Origin of the sequence: Hwangdonia lutea (assembly GCF_032814565.1) — a bacterium.
GTDB classification, from domain to species: domain Bacteria; phylum Bacteroidota; class Bacteroidia; order Flavobacteriales; family Flavobacteriaceae; genus Hwangdonia; species Hwangdonia lutea.
Genome location: NZ_CP136521.1, coordinates 3,697,763 through 3,716,049 on the forward strand (window position 1 = coordinate 3,697,763; position 18,287 = coordinate 3,716,049).

The following is an 18,287-nucleotide window of genomic DNA, read 5'->3' on the forward strand; positions in this document are numbered from 1 at the left end:
TCATAAATTAAAACTATAACTGTTTTCGCTTCCGCGGAAATTTTAACAGCCAAAACCACTCTGTGAAAACAGGGTGGTTTTTTTATTTTGTCTATTTGATTTTGTCAGAAAAATTAACTAGATTGCGTTTCACAATTGATAAAGTTCATTCAAATTGAACTTTAACTTTGCATTGTATGCAATTTAAAAAAAATTAAAATGGAAAATAAATATACATATCCTTTCGATGAAGAATTAAAAGAAGAGGTAAAGCAAGGAGTTGAAGACGATTTTGAAGAATCTCCACCAAAAGATATTGTAGCTTATAACGAATTGCGTTCTTGTGCAGATATTTTTCGAATGTATAAATCAGGTCAACTTGAAATACAACCATATTTTCAAAGAGATGTAGTTTGGTCAAAACCAGCTCAATCTAGATTTGTAGATTCATTAATTAAACAACTACCTATCCCAAGTATGTGCTTCAGTTTAGACTTTAATTCTGATGAAAGATATGTTATTGATGGATTACAACGAATACAATCAATAATAAATTTTTTATCCAAAGAAGAGTGGACTCTTTCTCCTTTAGAGGATATAGACCCTGCAATATCAGGTAAATCAATCAGAAGTATTAAAAAAAACAATCCATCATATTATTCAAGAGTTCAAAATTTAACTATTCCAATCACAGTAATTAGGTGTAATCACAACAAAAAAGAACATTTAGAATACCTATTCACAATCTTTCATAGGTTAAATTCAGGGGGAACTAAGCTTAACAATCAAGAAATTAGAAATTGCATTTATAGCGGCAGTTTTAATGAGTTTTTAAAATCAATAACTGTTTTTAAACATTACCAATCTTTATTCGACATTGACTCCAATAAAAATTACAGGTTTTCATTTGAGGAACTAAACCTTAGATTTTTTGCTTTATCTGAAGATTTTGAAAATTATTCCGGAAGATTAAGTAAGTGGCTCAATGATTATATGTTTTCCAATCGTTTTTTGGATGATAATACAATAGAAATCAAGAGAAAAGAATTTGAAGACGTTATAACTATTATTTATACCAGAGTATTTGAAAATACAGCAGTTAAAAAAATAAGTAAATCTATAATTGAAGCTATTTACGTTGGGGTTCAAAGAAACCTACAGGACATAAAAAAATCTCAAACAATTCTAAATCAAAAATATCAAACGCTTAGACAGGATCCCTTATTTAGTTCTGATGAATTAAGTGAAGGAGTTGCTCGCAAAAATAAAGTGATAAAAAGATTGAACCGAGCAGTTGAAATATTTGCTGAATGATTTTAAAAAGAGATATAAAAACCCTCTTAAGGGAATTAGACTCGTATTATAATGCCGAGCCACACCCTAGATCTACTCATTATTCTAAACTTGCTTTGATGGAGTTGTGCGGTTGGATTGAAGAGTCGCTTGATAAAATTGCGAGGAGATGTGTGAAAAATAAAATTCTTACAACGCAATATGAGGATATTATGGATTCTATTGTAAAGAATAATTATGGGTTCAACTACAAGAGAAATTTTAGAAAAATGATGCTACAAACAATCGGAGTAGTTAAAATGGAGAAACTAGAAACACAATTAAACAATACCGGAAAAATAGGATTATTAAATGCAACACTTGATAATCTGACAATTGAGAGAAACAAAGCAGCCCATTCAACTAATGCCGGGGTAATGTTGACATTTCAAGCCCCTTCAATAACATTGAATCAATTAGAACAGATTTATCCAATTTTAAGACTTATGTATAGTTATGCAATTAAGAGTTAAAAGCTATGTAAAATATTGTTTATCAATAATAGTGATTTATATAATTAAATAAAAATGTAAACATAAAACAAAGATTATTGTTAAACTGAAAAGTTATTGATTAGAAATCCGCAACGAAATCATACCAAACACGTTAAACCATCCCTCCAAAAAACTTCTCAAAAAATCCCAAACAATTAAATTATCTTTGCATCCCGACAATTATCGGAACTTAAACAAGACACCATGCGCATCGATATTATTACCGTTTTACCAGAATTACTTAAAAGTCCGTTTGAAGCCTCTATTTTAAAACGTGCTATTGAAGCTGGTTTGGTAGAAGTTCATTTTCATAACCTTCGCGATTACACCACCGACAATTACAAATCTATCGACGATACCCAATTTGGTGGCGGTGCAGGCATGGTTATGATGGTAGAGCCTATTGATAAGTGTATTTCGGCTTTAAAAGCAAAACGCCATTACGACGAGGTTATTTATATGACGCCCGACGGCGAAACCTTAAACCAAAGCATCGCCAACCAACTCTCGTTAAAAGGAAACATTATTATTTTATGCGGCCATTACAAAGGTGTGGACCAACGTGTACGGGACCATTTTATAACCCGCGAAATATCCATTGGCGATTACGTGTTATCTGGTGGCGAGTTGGGTGCTGCCGTACTTTGCGATGCTGTTATACGTTTAATTCCCGGGGTTTTGGGTAATGAGACTTCTGCCCTAACCGATTCGTTTCAAGACAACCTATTGGCGCCGCCCATTTACACCAAACCGCGTGAGTACAAAGGCTGGAAGGTACCCGAACTTTTATTTAGCGGCAACTTACCCGAGATTGAAAAATGGCGCGAAGAACAAGCTTATTTACGTACTAAAGAACGCCGACCGGATTTATTGGACGACTAACCAAAAAATAAACCTATGGAAAGCATGGAAATTGGCTTTGGGTTTTTATATGAGAAACTGAATGTTTTTGCCGACGTGAACGAAACAATTATAATGTAGCCAGTCTGGAATTGAATAAATAATTACCATACATATTTTTATAATACACTTTCTTTTCAATAGATTGGATAACCGGAGTGCAAAAATCCACATCGTACATTTGCCCGGTAATATTTAAGCCTCCAGGACTAAACACATTAATTTCCATAAGTTTATCGCCTACAATATCAATGCCCACTAAAAACATGCCATCTTGAACTAGTTTTGGCTTAACAATATCTGCCAATTTCATAATCTGATCCGTCATTTTAACCGAAGAAGGTTTACCTCCAGCATGAATATTACTTCTAATATCGCCTGAAGAGTTTATGCGCTGCATCATAGCAAACTTACCATCAAATTCTAAAGGTCTTCCATTCATTAAAAACAAACGTGTATCGCCATTGGTGGCTTCTTCCAGATATTCTTGGGCAATAACAAATCCATCTCTACAAATGGCATCAATAGTTTGCGATAAATTGTGCTCATTTTTCTTATCCATCATAAACACATTAGTACCTCCAGAACCTTGCAAGGGCTTAAGGATCATTTTTTGCTTTTGCTTTTTGAAGAACTCCTTAATTTCATTGTGATCTCTGGAAATGATTGTTTTGGGGCGAATAATTTCAGGAAAATGCTGAAAATACATTTTATTTATAGCGCTTGCCAAACTTGTAGGATGATTTAAAACAATAACACCATTACGCATAGCAATCTCTCCAAAAATATAAGCTGCATTTTGTGCCCAATCCCTTTTATTTATTTCATCTGCGGGATTATTACGGAGTAATAAAACATCCAAATCTTCAGAGCTTACTTTTGTGAAATCTTGTTTTTGGACAGCCCTAAAATAGGTTTCCTGACTGTTAAAATTAATGTCTTTAATCGTTTTACATCGCACCGATAAATGCCCTTTTGAAGCATACGATAATTCGCCAACTCCAATAAAATAAACATCATGATCTCTTTTATAAGCTGCATAGCCTAAACCCGGTGTTGTATAGTTAGGTTTTTCGGTTTTATGATCGTTTATTATAAATGCGATTTTCATGGCATAGTTTGATTTAATTATTATTTAAGCAAGTTAAATCAAATATCGTATAGTTTTTAACCCTATCGCTTAATTTACTAACTCAGTCACTTGAATACCTTGTCTTAATTTTTTCAACCGAATTTTAACACTTTCTCGTTGTAAAAACCTAGGTAATACAGCAGGTTTAAGCACTCCTCTGCTTAATAATTCTTCGATAATTTCAATATGATTGACATTAAATTTCCCCGTATAAAGGGTTTCAAGGTCACCACCATTTTTAATATATTTTAAAACATCGATAACGCCTGCTAAATATACCGCATCTTTAGTGAGTCCGCCACCTCGATAAACACGCATGGAAATGTAATAGGCAATGCGCGATGAAAAAGCGTATTTTCGCTTTAAAAGGTTAAATGTGTTTATAAAACTAGCGCCATCAACCATAGATTTTACAGCCATCACCCTACCAGCTAGCAAACGTAATCTATTAACCGTTAAACCGCCCACCAAATATTCCGCAATTACGGCAATGCCTTCTTGAAGTTGATCGTAGCCCTCAAAACCCTCGTACATTTGATGCAGGGGTTGCTGTTTTCCGTTGCAATAAGTGAGTATGTGTGTACCTATTTCGTGCTGTATTAAGGCATCACTCCTTTTAACGTCTAGAGAAATCTGATCGTTTATTAGAAGTTTCGATTTTGATACCATAATACCAGCAACATCGTTTCGAATTTCGTATGACAGTTCCAAATCTGGAAATTTTTCGTTGTAATAATCTAATTCCTTTTTAGCATACTTTGCAAAATCATAACAGTTGTAGCGCGGTTCACTTTTTAAGCGTTCTCCTTTAGGAAATGCTTTTAATATTTTTTTCGCCTCTCTTAGCACCTCTTTTTTTATCACACCATAAAGACTTTCTCCAACAAACCGAAAATTTTTTGTACCACGTTCTTCTAACATGGTTAATTGTTTCTCTATTTCTAAACGTTTTCCTCTTAAAATGTAGGCAATTGTTGGGTCGTCTACAGTATCTATGGGTATATTATAAAGTTTTCTTTTTTCCAATTCCGGATCAAGCGCTATTAACCTGTATTTAAAAGTTGGTGGTTTTTTAAAATTATTTTTTTGGAAACGTTCCCATTCCTCATTACTATTCACTGGTGTTGTGCGCAATAAAAAAGACATCCCAGAGCTTATAGCTGCCAAATCCTTATCTGCTTTACTGGTAATTTCATCAACATGTGTTTTACCGAGCATTAAATAATTTTTAAAATCATCAGCATTTTGAATTCTTATAAATTCGTATGCGGCACGTTGTACCGTTTCTGAAAACACAGCATAAAATTCTCTAAAAAAAAGTGAATATAACTCATTGGTTTCACTATTTTTATAGAGTGTTGGAACAGAAATACCAATAATTAAAGTCCCCGTTTTTTTTGATTCTGCATCATTTAACAAAGGCTCTAAATGAATTGGATGTCTTTCTTTTTCAACATTTACACTTGATGAGATATTAGGATAAACCGCATTTAAAGATTCAAAGCCTTTCTTTAAGGCTTTTAAAGTAGCCGGAGCCTTAGCTTTTGGGCAACTTATTTGAAATGCTGTAGATTTCGGATTGTTATCTGGCCAAAATTCCAAAATTAAAAATGTGGCAAATTTTTGCTCTATAATAATTCTTATGGCTTCTATTAGATGATTTATATTAACGGTTTCATCAGCAATGATATATGAAGCCTGAGTTTTTATTAATCGTGAAAAATAAACATCGAGCGTGTTAAATCTGTAAATACAAATAAACGGCAATAGCTTATCAATATGAATGATACCATTTTTAGGCAACTCCCAGGTTAATTGTTTATTTGTATTAATTTTTTCACAAATTTCTTCTAAAATCTGTGAATCAATATGATTTTCTTTTATCATTAATTTGAATACTTTTTGTAATTATCCAAAGCATTTTTGGGCAACAAGTTTCTGAGTTGATTTTCTACAGATCGAACAACCTCCGGATAAATAATATAATCATATTCATCGCAATACACTTTGGCAATTTCGGTCGCCAAAACTAAGGTGTTTTTAAAGTTATTGGTAATATATTTTAAAAAATAGCCGTTGCCTTGAAAGGTGTCGTTAATTTTTGAGGTTGAAGGTATACCGTACGGAAATTTTATTTCGGATAAACTTTGTCGCCAGTTTTCAACAGCCTCTCCAAATCGCTTGTTATCGATGTTTGAAGTTCCTAAATTCCATGTGGGTACCTCCCTATCCCAACGTTTCCAATTGTAACTGTGCATATCGTAAACGGTACAAAACCCGAATTTAGATTCTAACACCGAAATTAAAGTATGCACCACTTTATAAAAATTGTTGTGTTTTCGCAGGCTTTTATCTTTCATGTCTTCCGATAGTGGTTGGTGCCAGAGTTGTTTTCCCCAAGCGGTATCAAAAACAGCAGCTTCGGGCGCGCGGTTTAAATCGTACTCAAAGCGCGAGTCGCAGCCCGCAATAACAATGGGATGCGATTTAATCATCGTTTTGGTCTCCGGATCTTCTTCGTACCAACGCTCGTATTCGGTGTGTATGCAATTGGGCCAAAGTTCTTTTCTAAACTGATGCCCGTCGTGAATCGCCGCACAGGCATAAGGCACATATTTATCAATTTTTAGGGTAAACGAGTAATCTGAAGACACGGCTTCAAAAATGTCTTCATTTTTAATCTTTGCAATAATATCTTTAAGCGGAAGTTTTTGCATCATTTATTCTTTAACCAAAGTGCCCCATTCCGTCCACGAACCATCGTAAACCGACATGTTTTTATATCCCGAAATTTCTGCGCCCAAAGCTAAAACGCAGGCCGTAATGCCCGAGCCACACGAAAATATAACCTTATCCTCTTTATGAATCACTTCTGAAAAAATATCTTGTAATTCTTCTTTGGGTTTTAGTAAACCATCAGTGTTTAATAAGTTTTTAAATGGAATGTTTTTTGAATTTGGAATCGTTCCCATACGCAAGCCTGCTCTGGGTTCGGGTTCGGTACTGTTGAATCGGCCGGCTGAACGTGCATCTATTATTTTATGCGACTTTTCTTTTGAAGCTTTAAGCATATCCTCAAAAAATTGCATGGATTTAGGCTGAAGTTTAGCCACAAAATCGCCCGTATCGTGTGTATCATTTTCCATTGTTTCTATTGGATATCCTGCTTTTAACCACGCTGGAGTTCCGCCATTTAAAACCGCCACATTAGCGTGCCCAAACGCTTTAAACAACCACCAAACACGGGCGCTGGAATAGATACCTTTATCATCTGTAATTACAATGGCACTTTGGTTATTTATGCCCAAAGCCCTGGCCTCTTTTTGAAATTGGGCTTCGGATGGAAATGCACTTGGAAACGGATTCGATACATCGCTAAATTTATTTTTAATATCGAAATACCGCGCCTTTGGAATTTGTTTTTGCGTACCATCAAACACCTTATTAATCGTACCGTCTAGCACAACAAGGTTTTCGGCATTCAAATGGTCGTAAAGCCATTCGGCTGAAACAATGGGTGTTTTTAGATTTACATAAGAACTCATTTTTTTTATTCAAATTGGTTATGAGATGTCTCAATCGTGCCTCATTTCGACATGACAAAGCATTATTAATTTTTCACTGATAATTTATTAATTGATTAAGCGTCTTGTACCGTTTTGCGTAATCGCGTGCGTCTATCAAAAGCCTGGAGTTTATCAATGACTTTCATTTCTAAAAAATCGACAACCTTCTCCTCTATTTTTGTTTTAAGTTTGTACACTTTATTAATATAGGTAATGCCTCCGGGAGACATCACATTAACTTCAACCAGCTTTCCGCCAATCACATCAATTCCAACAAAAAACAGCCCGTCTTTCACTAATTTAGGACCAATTTGTTTGCACAATGCTTTTTCGGCTTTGGTTAAACTATGTCTTTGCACACTTCCGCCAGCCGACACATTGGAGCGGTGATCTTCTTTCCCAGGCACTCGTTTCATAGCGCCCACAGGCTCGCCGTTTAGCATTAATATGCGCACATCGCCTTCGTCGGCTCCTTCAATATAATCTTGTAAAATCACGTAATTTGAAGAGCCGTCGCCACTGCTATTAATATAAAAATCCAATAGCGAGTTAATATTGCTCATTGCCGATTTTTCAATAAGAATAACGCCCGAGCCACCAAAACCATTAAGCGGTTTTAATATCATTTTATCGGCGGTTGATTCTTTAATTTGCCGAATTAAGTAGTTTTTGTTTTTTGATACATGGGTGGCCGGAATGATGTTACTGTGTGCATCACCAAAAGCAGCTGTATATAATTTATTGTTGGCTTCGCGCATGCCTTGGAGCGAATTCATAATAAACACATCGTCTTTTACCGAGTCTAAAAAGTTAAGCATGATAGGATCCAACGGCGGATTGGCTCTAAAAAATATCACATCAAAACCTGCAAGTGGCAGCATTTCTTCACGTAATTCGGCCTTATTATAAAACGATTTTAACGACGATGGCGTTTTTTCCATACGATTAATAACAGTGCAACTGGCATAGGTAACACTGTTTCTAATGGTTAAATTTGCAGGTGTGCACATAGCAACACCATGTTTACGTTTTACACATTCTTTAATTAAAGCCAATGTGGTGTCGTTTTCTGGGTCAACATCTTCCCATGGGTACATTATAAAGCAAACGTTCATTTTATTGGAGTTTTGACGGTTTCTCTAAAGTTAAAAAATAAATTAGTAATCTACTATTTAAAATTTACGAATCTAAATCAAAAGTTTCTGTAGGGTCTTTTAACTCTTTATAATCTAACATGTTTTCACCATCGGCAATTATAGAACAAACCGTGGCATCTCCGGTAACATTAACAACGGTTCTAAACATATCTAAAATGCGATCTACCGGAAAAATAATGGCAATCCAAGCAGGATTTAAACCTACTGAATCCAATACTATAATAAGCATAACCAAGCCAGCACTAGGTACAGCAGCAGAACCAATTGAGGCAAGCGTTGCTGTTAAAACTACAGTAATCTGTTGGGCTATGGTTAAATCTATCATGTGTATTTGTGCTAGGAAAATTACGGCTATAGCTTGATACAAACTTGTACCGTCCATATTTACGGTTGCACCAATGGGCAGCACAAAACTGCTTATCTTTTTATTAACACCTAAGTTTTGCTCCACACACTCCATAGTTACAGGCAATGTAGCTGCGCTACTTGAGGTTGAAAATGCTAAAGTTTGAGCAGGACTCATGGATTTAAAAAAGCCAACGTATGGAATTTTCTTTACAAACAATTTAAGAATCATAGGGTATACCACAAAAATCATAAGTAATAACCCAGCTAAAACCGTAAGCGAATACCAACTGAGGCCTTTAAAAATTTCAACAACCTTACCAATATCATCACCTGCCATTTTACTTACCACTCCGGCCAATAAAGCAAATACAAAAAATGGTGCTGCTTGCATTACAACATCTACCATTTTTAAAAACACCTCGTTAATGCCATCCACAAGATGTAAAACAGGATTCGATTTTTCTGAGGGAATAAACAATAAACAAACACCAAAAAACACAGCGAAAAATATAATCTGTAACATTAACCCATTATTGGATAATGAATAAAAGAAGTTACTGGGAACAATGTCTATTAATGGCTGTAACGGCGTTGTTTCTTTTTTCTTTTTTACAATATCCATTTTATCGGATACCGCGGCATCTTGAAGTTCGCTTTTTGTTAGTTCTGAAATCTCTTGGGCACGTTCAAAAAATTCTTCTTTTTGTAAATAATTGATACCATCTTTAATTTCATGACCCTGTGAATCTGCCCAAATCTCATAACTTATTCTGTTGTCGATTCTGCTTTCCTCATCAATAAGTTTTCCTGGTTTTATAACATTTACCAACACCAAACCTAATGTAACTGCCATTATGGTAGTGAGCAGATAAATACCGAGGGTCTTTCCTCCCATTCTGCCCAAACTTGAAGGATCGCCAATATTTGCTACGCCACTTATAATGGAAAACAAAACCAACGGTACCGCAATGAGTTTTAATAAATTAATAAAAATGGTTCCAAAGGGGTCTATCCAATTAATGGTAAAGGCACTCCAACCCATGGTGCTTGATAATAAAGCCCAAATGATTCCTAAAACCATTCCTATGATAATTTTCCAGTGCAGTGCGAGTTTCTTCATAAGTGTAATCCATCCCCTTTTTAACAAGAGGTTTTATTTTTTTGATTCGTAAATTAAAATGGCTAACAATATAAGTATTTTTTATGTGTGGCAATCAAGGTCTGCTTTCAATTTTGCCAAAAGAATTGCTCGTTACATAGTGTTATGTTTTCGGGTCGCGTCTAAACACTTCAATCATATTAAAAACAACAATACAAAAAACCACCCAAATGGCTCCGGCAATAAATCCGCCTAAAATATCCGAAGGGAAATGCACGCCAAGGTAAATACGACTGATGCCAATGCTTAAAATTAACAGGGATAATATAAAAATAGCGGTGAATTTTATAAACCCATTCATATTAAATTTATAAAACAAATAGATTATAAAACCATAAAAAGCCATGGCGCTCATGGCATGACCACTGGGATAGCTCAATGTCTCTACCGATACCATGTGCTCTATACTCGGTCTTGCTCTATTGATAAAACGCTTTAACACCAAGTTTGAAAGTGCTGATAAAAACAAGACCACTGAAATTTGCACCACGTATTTTTTTCGTTTAAATATAACCAAGGACAGAAAGATGCTAATGGCGAGCACGGTTAAATACCCGTAAACATCGCCCACATGGGTTACAAACACAAAATAGTTTGTTAAAGCCGACGAGCGAAACGAAATTATATAATCAGTAACCATAGTATCGTATTGAACAAGTACATCTGTAGTAAGCGTTTCTGTAAGTTCAATAAATACATTGATGCCCACAACCACAAAAACCAAAGCTAGTACCAAAGCAATAACATAAGGTAAGGTTACATTGTATTTCCCCAACTTATTAATTAAGAAGGTTCTTATTTCCTTTATAAAAGCGATTAAAATTTTAAACATAATTTTTAAAAAACTTAAGGTAATAAAATTTGTGGATTCTTAAAAAGACTCCCAGTTGTTTTTATTTTTACAAATGGCTATACTTAAACAAGCTTGGAGCTAACTTAATGTGCTCTCGCAATGACTGCTGAAACTAAGCAACTACGTAATATCAATACCATCAAGAATTTCCATAATACGGCGGGTTTCGGTAAGCGCCACAATTATTTTTTGATAGTGTAAAATATCCTCAAAAGTTAGGGTGTCTCCTTGCCTGTCCTTTAACCATTTTTGCGCAGATTGATAACCGCCAATGTAAAACTCCCAAGCGGTTTGTGGCACCTTATCAAAATATTGGGTGTCGTTAATCCAAACTTTGCCGGTCTCCCCCATCTCCTCCTCGTGAGGAGTGATGTGTTTCGAGTCTTTTGCAGCTTTTGTTTTTTCCGATGGAGACACTGATAATCCGTTTGCACTTCGACTGCGCTCAGTGTGACAATACGGCTCAAAGCCCATGCTGCTTTTGGTCATTTTTCGGGTTACTACATTATCGCCATCAATAGGGTAACTGGTAATATAATTTTCTGTTTTTGAAAATTCCAACAAATGCAGTTGTCTAAGTTGACCGCCTAACTTCACCAATTCCCAAAAGGTGTTGGTATCTTTTGGATATGGCAAGCTAGAAAAATCTATTTTTAAAAACTCGTTGAAATTTTCGCGGTATATTGCGCTGTGCAACACGGCATAGATATAATTTAATATATCGATGGGTGCAAAAGTGGATTTATAGTCGTCTCGAAGCTCGTTGCTATTGGCAAAACACACGTTGCCATCACTTTCATTTTCGGGTGCAAAATCTAAGTCTAATTTTTTTGCTATTTGGCTGACGAAGTCTGTTTTTACCTTACCGCTTTTCGTTGAGGTAAATACACTCGTTTGGACTTGGTGAGTTATAGATTCAGCGTACTCTGCTAAAGTCATACAATAATTTTTAGACTTCGTTTTCGGTTATATTATTTGAATTTCAAATATAAAAATAGGCTTTTAAATTTTACTAGTGTGTAACATTATATTAATTATTTGGGCGTTCCCCCATCCCTTCGACTGCGCTCAGGGCAAGGAGTCGGGCTATTCGTTACAAGTCCGCGCTCATCCCGATAACTATCGGGATTCGCTGTGGGCTTTCCACTGCTATCCCTAACGCGGAAAGCTAACTTCATTAATACAATCGTCACATTTTATGGAGGCAGTGACGTGGTTATCTTTTAAAATAGGAAAACTATTTATGTGATGGCGCTTAATTTTATAAGATTCCCACTTTTTAACTGCGATCAGGATAAATTACAAGCGGTGAAAGAGCTACTAAAAAAGATTATTTGTAAAGCTTGTTTATGAGATAAAAATCGGCAATAACCAAAGCTGCCATGGCCTCTACAATGGGTACTGCTCTGGGCACAACACAAGGATCGTGACGGCCTTTACCGTGCATTTGCACGACCTTACCTTCTTTATCGATGGTTTCGTATTCTTGAATTAGTGTGGCCACAGGTTTAAAAGCAACATTAAAATAAATGTCCATGCCGTTGCTAATACCTCCTTGAATACCACCCGAGAAATTGGTTTTTGTAGTGCCATCGGTATTAAATGCATCGTTGTGGTCGCTGCCGTACATGGTACTACCCTGGAACCCGCTACCATACTCAAAACCTTTTACAGCGTTTATGGAGAGCATCGCTTTACCTAATTGGGCATGTAACTTATCGAACACGGGTTCGCCCAAACCAGCGGGCATATTTTTAATAACGCAGCTTACAATACCGCCAACGGTATCGCCTTTACTACGCACCTCTTTAATGTACGTTTCCATTTTTGAAGCCATGGCTTCGTCCGGGCAACGTACCATGTTGGTTTCTGTTTTTGTTAAATCCAACTCAGTATAGGGCTTGTCGAGTGTCATGTTGCCCACCCCAGAAACGTAAGCAGTAATCTCGATGCATTGTAGCATTTGTTTTGCTATGGCACCTGCCACCACACGACATGCAGTTTCGCGTGCCGAACTACGACCGCCACCGCGATAGTCTCTAAAACCATATTTTTGGTCGTAGGTGTAATCTGCATGACTGGGACGATAACTGTCTTTTATATGCGTGTAATCGTGCGATTTTTGGTTGGTGTTTTCAATAACAAAGCCAATGGAAGTTCCTGTGGTTTTACCTTCGAAAATACCGGAATGGAATTTTACCGTATCGGGTTCTTTGCGTTGGGTTACAATAGCCGATTGCCCGGGTTTACGTCTATCTAACTCGTTTTGAATGGCCTCCAAATCTAACGCAATACCAGACGGACAGCCGTCTATAACGCCACCCAAAGCGGGGCCGTGGGATTCGCCGTACGTTGTTAAGCTGAATAGTTTTCCGAAAGTGTTGCCTGCCATAGTAAAATTTTGATGCTAAAATAATCCTATTATTAGACATACGGAAATTGAAATTGTGTTTTGTTGAAAAGAGGATGTGACGGATAACAGAAGCCTGAATACCGAAGATTGATGGTTAATAATTTATCACTGTTGCCTAAAAACCAATGACGGTTAACTAAATACTTGGGACTGAATAAATAATTTCTTTTGAATGAATACGGACTTAGGTCTGTGTTTCAAATCTTTACATCATATCTATAAAAAAGTCCAATATAATTACGGTTTTGGCGTTATTATTGTAAATGTTATCTGCATATTTAAATGATCTATTTTTTACAATAGGCCGTATATAACTATTGAGACCTCTTTTTTAATGAATAATTTTATAGTATAAATTATGACGCGAATCTTACCTTTGCGTTCTATTTGAAACATATTAAATTTTAATAAATAAAAAACAAAACTTTTAAACTTATGAAAAAATTATTTTTATTATCAGTTGCCGTATTAGGATTTACATTTTCTGCAAGTGCACAAGAGATTTCAAACAATGCTATTGGCCTCCGTTTGGGCGATAGCGATGGCTTTGGTGCCGAAATATCGTATCAGCATGCTTTAGGCGATAACAACCGTTTAGAGCTGGATTTAGGTTGGCGCGATGGTAAAAACTACGATGGTTTTAAATTAGCTGGTTTGTACCAATGGGTTTGGAATTTAGATGGAGGTTTTAACTGGTATGCCGGTGCCGGAGGTGGTTTAGGCTCATTTAGTGTTAACGTTCCGGGAGGCAGCGACGCTACCGATACCTTTATTTTTGCAGCAGGCGATGTTGGTATTGAATATAATTTCGATATTCCTTTATTACTCTCGTTGGATTTTAGACCGGAAATTGGTTTTGGAAACGACAACTTTAACAACAATGATTTAGATTTTGATATTGCTTTAGGCATTCGTTATCAATTCTAAAAACACCATTTATATTTTTGAAAAGCGCCCTTTTGGGCGCTTTTTTATTTGGTTTGTTTTAAAGCCTATCAATCCAAAGTGATTTGTATCTCATTTAAGATAATAATTAACGCATATAAGTTATTCCCATTAATACATTAAAAAAAATGGATATATTACTTATTTACAATAATTCATGATAAGAATTATTTTACTTGTAACCTTATTATTTTCTCAACTTATGAATGCACATCACCTCATACCCAAATCTATATATAAAGAAGTAAAAACAGCATTGTCTTATTATCCAGATTTAAAACATATTAATATTGAAATTAAGTTTAAAAAGCATATTAAAAAATCGACAATGCAAGCCAGACCTAGTTTTGGTAGTTTTTTTAGGAGTAAAAAACACCGAAAATACTTGATACTAATTAGTGAAACTTTTAAAATATCAGACAAGGAATTTTTAACAAAACATATAAAATCTGATATTTTAATTGGATGGATTGGCCACGAACTGGGACACATTATGGATTATCAAAACCGAAGCAAATTGAATTTAATTGGTTTTGGTTTGAAATATTTATTCTCTGAAAACTACATTGTTGAAGCAGAGCGTGCAGCCGACACATATGCGGTTAACCATGGTATGGCAGATTATATTTTAAAAACAAAGGATTTTATATTAAACCACGCCGATATTTCCAACATTTATAAAAAACGTATAAAACGGTATTATTTATCTCCGGAAGAAATTATGGAGTTAGTTAACAATAGGAATGCCGAATTACAAAAGGTTAAGATTGATTAACAAAGTCTTCCCAATCCTTAAATTTATCTTCACCCATAACACGTTCCATTTTTACTTGTCCGCCTTTTTTCTTGTTGGCACCACTCCAATTGTAAAATACCTCTGGTGATACCACTTTTACCTTAACTCCTTTTAAAGCCTTGGAACGCGCAACTTTATAGTTTTTATTCGCGTCTTTTAAACAGGTATCTAAAGCTTGAGATAAATCGTTTTCATTCAAATCTTCCCTTTCGGATGCGAGGTACCAAAAATGATAAAACTCACCATCGTCCCCACGTTTGGCACATATAGTATACTCTGGAATTTTAGTAGAAAACTGTTCTTCTAAAAACTTCATCGCGTCATCCATTTTATTAACCGATAACTGCGAACCTACTGTATTTAAGAAGAATTTTGTACGCCCCGTAATTTTTATTTCAGCCAGTTCAATATCTGTAAACTCTATGGTGTCGCCAATTATATAACGCCACGCACCGCTTACAGTACTTAGTATTAAAACGTAGTCTTGTTCCAATTCTACATCTTGCAAAGTAACCGATGGAGCGTTTTGTGTTAATGATCCGTCTTCATTTATATATTCTGGCTTAAACGGAACAAATTCAAAATAAATACCATTGTCTGTGTTTAATTGCATCGCATCGGTATCTGGTCGCACTTGAGTGGCTATATAACCTTCTGAAGCTAAATAGGTATCAATAACCGTAACCGGTTTTCCCATAAGCGCATGAAAGCTTTTTTCATATGGTCCGAAGGCGACACCGCCCGATGTGTAAACTTGCAAATTGGGCCAAATTTGGTGAATATGCTCTAATTTATGATAGTCTATAACTTTTTCAAGCATAAGTTCAATCCATGATGGAATTCCGCTTAAAGCGCCAATATCCCAGTCCTTAGCACGCTCAGCAATGCGCTGTACTCTAGTATCCCAATCATCAATTTTAGCAATATCTTCTCCGGGTTTGTAATAGTTTCTAAACCAAAAAGGAATATTCCTGGCGCTAATGCCGCTAATTTCCCCTTCTAAACGGTTATTGCGTTCTTCTAAATCGGTAGAACTTCCCAACATCATCATTTCTTTTTCAAAAAAATCAGCGGGTAAATCAAAGTTACTCAATGCAAAAACCTGTTTTATTCCAGCCTGCCTGATGGCTTCAATCATAGCATCGGTCACCGGAATGCGTTTGCTTGTTTTTCCTGTGGTACCCGAGCTTAAAGCAAAATAAGATGGGCTATTTGGCCATGTTACATCCGTTTCTCCCTCGTGCAATTTATACCACCATTCATCATTTATTTTATTATAATCGAAATAGGGAACTAAGTTTGAAAAATTGGATTGAAAATCATCTGATTTTAAAATTGCATCAAATTTATAATGCTTACCAAATTGTGTGTCTTTAGCCTTCGTTAAAAGCTGTTTTAATACCTCCTTTTGAGCTTCTTGATGATTAACCTCTGAAGACAAGGTGTCTTTTAAATCTATTACTCCTTTAATTATATTACCTAAAATTGCCATATTGTGTTTAATTTACTTCAAATATCAGCATTAAAAAGCTAATATTTTAACTCTTTTAAAGCAGGTGTTAACGCATTACCTTTTGAACTTATTTCTTCTGAAATATCAGTATTTTAAGCATTTAATTAAGTGACCTATTTTGGAAACTTTGTAAGATTAGGTAATACTTTTTTTTTACAAAAAAATTTCGAAATTCGTTAACCGGTTGAGAATAAACCATTTTAAAAAAGATGATATCAAATAAAGATTGTCATTATTATCATTAATGAAACCAGACGCTGTAAACATTACGCAAATAATTAACAAGAAGACTTTAAAGCATCGTAGGGATGATTTTGCTGTTTGTTGGATTAAAAATGAGGTAAAGGGTATAGAAATAAATGATGTACTCTATAAAAATGTATCCAATTCTATATTTTTTATCGATCCTAAATATCGATGGAAAATATTAAAAAACAGCAACACTTCTTCTTCGGGGTATATTTTGTACTTAGCCAAAGAGGTTTTAAACAGTCCTGTTTTAAGTAATCTTCACATCAATAAAGTAAGGCTTTTCAATTCAGGCGAAATACCATTATTCAAACTAAGTCCTGGCATCGAAAAAAGAACACTGGCTATTTTGGAAATGATTGATGAATTACTAGGCTCTCAATTAAACCATAAAGATGATGCCATCCTGTCCTTATTAAACACCTTTTTTGTTTACTGCGATGGGCAGTGCAACATTAAATCGATAGCTTCAAATAACAACTCAAAATCAAACATCGTCTACAAGTTTAAACAACTTGTAGATCAATATATATTTGAACATCACGAAGTGGCCGATTATGCCAAACTGCTCAACATTTCTCCTAAATATTTGAATGAATGCGTCAAAGAAGTTCTCGCCGTAAGTTCAAAAAACATCATTATTGAACAATTACTGATGAGGTCTAGGCATGCCCTAAAATTTTCAGACAAAACAATTAAAGAAATCAGTTTTGAATTAGGCTTCTCATCACCAGATTATTTTAGCTACTTTTTTAAAACCCACACGGGAATAACGCCTTCAGCCTTAAGAAAAAAGTAATTGCTTCCAAAAATCTATGGTTTTACCGTAATTTTCACATTGTTTCAGGTTTGTTATTCATATAAATTGCATAAAACATTAATTATGAACAGAAACAAATTCTTAAAAACTTCGGGCATTGGACTAAGTCTTTTATTTATCCCGAGTCTCATGCAAGGTCGATCTGAATCTTTAAAAAACCATTATGAAAATAATGGCAAATCGAAAATTATTAAAGATTCTGAGGGTGGTGTTTTGAACGTAATAGGGGACGTTCAAACACGCAAACTAGCCGGTAGCGACACTGGAAACCAAATAGTTGAATGGGTAGATAACGTTGAACCCGGTGTTGGTATTCCGTCACATATTCATACCAAAGAAGATGAAATATTTAGAGTTATAAAAGGACAAGTTGAAATTATGGTTGATGGTAAAACTACGGTTTTAAATGAAGGCGATATCGCATACGCTCCAAAAAACATATCCCACTCCTGGAAAGTAGTTGGAACTGAAAAGGCTAAAATGATGACATCGGCTTTTCCTGCTGGTATTGAACATATGTTCAGTGAGTTGGCAAAACTCCCTGATGGTCCCCCAGATTTTAAAAAGGTATCTGAAATTTGCGGGAAACACGGTATCCGCTTTGTCTAAATAATGGCGCCAGTTATTTAGC

General features: G+C 35.4%; 17 protein-coding genes. 7 read left to right on the forward strand and 10 right to left on the reverse strand.

What is annotated here, in order from left to right:
* Nucleotides 1–198: 198 nt before the first annotated feature.
* From RNZ46_RS15905 to trmD, 3 genes are all read left to right on the forward strand, one after another.
* Nucleotides 199–1,293, forward strand: a complete 1,095-nt coding sequence (locus RNZ46_RS15905; protein ID WP_316983159.1) for a GmrSD restriction endonuclease domain-containing protein — start codon at nucleotides 199–201, stop codon at nucleotides 1,291–1,293.
* Nucleotides 1,290–1,784, forward strand: a complete 495-nt coding sequence (locus tag RNZ46_RS15910; protein ID WP_316983160.1) for a hypothetical protein — start codon at nucleotides 1,290–1,292, stop codon at nucleotides 1,782–1,784. The genes RNZ46_RS15905 and RNZ46_RS15910 overlap by 4 nt, the downstream gene beginning before the upstream one ends.
* Before the next feature lie 225 nt (nucleotides 1,785–2,009).
* Nucleotides 2,010–2,687, forward strand: a complete 678-nt coding sequence (gene trmD / locus RNZ46_RS15915) for a tRNA (guanosine(37)-N1)-methyltransferase TrmD (RefSeq protein ID WP_316983161.1) — start codon at nucleotides 2,010–2,012, stop codon at nucleotides 2,685–2,687.
* A gap of 88 nt (nucleotides 2,688–2,775) precedes the next feature.
* On the opposite strand, the gene RNZ46_RS15920 is transcribed toward trmD, so the two are convergent.
* The 9 genes from RNZ46_RS15920 to aroC all read right to left on the reverse strand — a co-directional run bounded on the left by RNZ46_RS15920 (nucleotide 2,776) and on the right by aroC (nucleotide 13,312).
* Nucleotides 2,776–3,816, reverse strand: a complete 1,041-nt coding sequence (locus tag RNZ46_RS15920) for a glutathione synthetase (protein WP_316983162.1) — start codon at nucleotides 3,814–3,816, stop codon at nucleotides 2,776–2,778.
* Between the two features lie 69 nt (nucleotides 3,817–3,885).
* Nucleotides 3,886–5,724 carry a peptidase MATCAP family protein gene (locus RNZ46_RS15925; RefSeq protein ID WP_316983163.1) on the reverse strand — a complete coding sequence of 613 codons (1,839 nt, stop codon included), beginning with the start codon at nucleotides 5,722–5,724 and terminating at the stop codon, nucleotides 3,886–3,888.
* Nucleotides 5,724–6,554 (reverse strand): N-formylglutamate amidohydrolase, encoded by an 831-nt coding sequence (locus RNZ46_RS15930; protein WP_316985006.1) that lies wholly within the window; start codon nucleotides 6,552–6,554, stop codon nucleotides 5,724–5,726. The genes RNZ46_RS15925 and RNZ46_RS15930 overlap by 1 nt, the downstream gene beginning before the upstream one ends.
* A 3-nt stretch (nucleotides 6,555–6,557) precedes the next feature.
* Nucleotides 6,558–7,382, reverse strand: a complete 825-nt coding sequence (locus RNZ46_RS15935) for a sulfurtransferase (protein ID WP_316983164.1) — start codon at nucleotides 7,380–7,382, stop codon at nucleotides 6,558–6,560.
* A gap of 95 nt (nucleotides 7,383–7,477) precedes the next feature.
* Nucleotides 7,478–8,518, reverse strand: a complete 1,041-nt coding sequence (gene gshB, locus RNZ46_RS15940) for a glutathione synthase (protein WP_316983165.1) — start codon at nucleotides 8,516–8,518, stop codon at nucleotides 7,478–7,480.
* Nucleotides 8,519–8,582: 64 nt separating this feature from the next.
* On the reverse strand, nucleotides 8,583–10,028 hold the full coding sequence (locus RNZ46_RS15945) for a dicarboxylate/amino acid:cation symporter (protein WP_316983166.1): 1,446 nt from the start codon (nucleotides 10,026–10,028) through the stop codon (nucleotides 8,583–8,585).
* Between the two features lie 142 nt (nucleotides 10,029–10,170).
* Nucleotides 10,171–10,899 carry a phosphatase PAP2 family protein gene (locus tag RNZ46_RS15950; RefSeq protein ID WP_316983167.1) on the reverse strand — a complete coding sequence of 243 codons (729 nt, stop codon included), beginning with the start codon at nucleotides 10,897–10,899 and terminating at the stop codon, nucleotides 10,171–10,173.
* 141 nt (nucleotides 10,900–11,040) lie between these two features.
* Nucleotides 11,041–11,859, reverse strand: coding sequence for a type ISP restriction/modification enzyme (locus RNZ46_RS15955; RefSeq protein WP_316983168.1), 819 nt, complete (start codon nucleotides 11,857–11,859; stop codon nucleotides 11,041–11,043).
* A gap of 391 nt (nucleotides 11,860–12,250) precedes the next feature.
* Nucleotides 12,251–13,312: a chorismate synthase gene (gene aroC, locus RNZ46_RS15960; protein ID WP_316983169.1), complete on the reverse strand. Its 1,062-nt coding sequence runs from the start codon at nucleotides 13,310–13,312 to the stop codon at nucleotides 12,251–12,253.
* A 456-nt stretch (nucleotides 13,313–13,768) separates the two neighbouring features.
* On the opposite strand from aroC, the gene RNZ46_RS15965 reads away from it, so the two are divergent.
* Nucleotides 13,769–14,260, forward strand: coding sequence for a hypothetical protein (locus tag RNZ46_RS15965; protein WP_316983170.1), 492 nt, complete (start codon nucleotides 13,769–13,771; stop codon nucleotides 14,258–14,260).
* Nucleotides 14,261–14,435: 175 nt separating this feature from the next.
* Nucleotides 14,436–15,053, forward strand: a complete 618-nt coding sequence (locus tag RNZ46_RS15970; protein ID WP_316983171.1) for a hypothetical protein — start codon at nucleotides 14,436–14,438, stop codon at nucleotides 15,051–15,053.
* Here RNZ46_RS15970 and RNZ46_RS15975 read toward each other — a convergent pair.
* On the reverse strand, nucleotides 15,040–16,566 hold the full coding sequence (locus RNZ46_RS15975) for a GH3 family acyl-acid amido synthetase (RefSeq protein ID WP_316983172.1): 1,527 nt from the start codon (nucleotides 16,564–16,566) through the stop codon (nucleotides 15,040–15,042). The two genes, RNZ46_RS15970 and RNZ46_RS15975, sit on opposite strands and share 14 nt — an antisense overlap.
* A gap of 247 nt (nucleotides 16,567–16,813) precedes the next feature.
* On the opposite strand from RNZ46_RS15975, the gene RNZ46_RS15980 reads away from it, so the two are divergent.
* Nucleotides 16,814–17,635, forward strand: a complete 822-nt coding sequence (locus RNZ46_RS15980; RefSeq protein WP_316983173.1) for a helix-turn-helix domain-containing protein — start codon at nucleotides 16,814–16,816, stop codon at nucleotides 17,633–17,635.
* An 84-nt stretch (nucleotides 17,636–17,719) separates the two neighbouring features.
* Nucleotides 17,720–18,265 carry a cupin domain-containing protein gene (locus tag RNZ46_RS15985; RefSeq protein ID WP_316983174.1) on the forward strand — a complete coding sequence of 182 codons (546 nt, stop codon included), beginning with the start codon at nucleotides 17,720–17,722 and terminating at the stop codon, nucleotides 18,263–18,265.
* The last annotated feature ends 22 nt before the right edge of the window (nucleotides 18,266–18,287 follow it).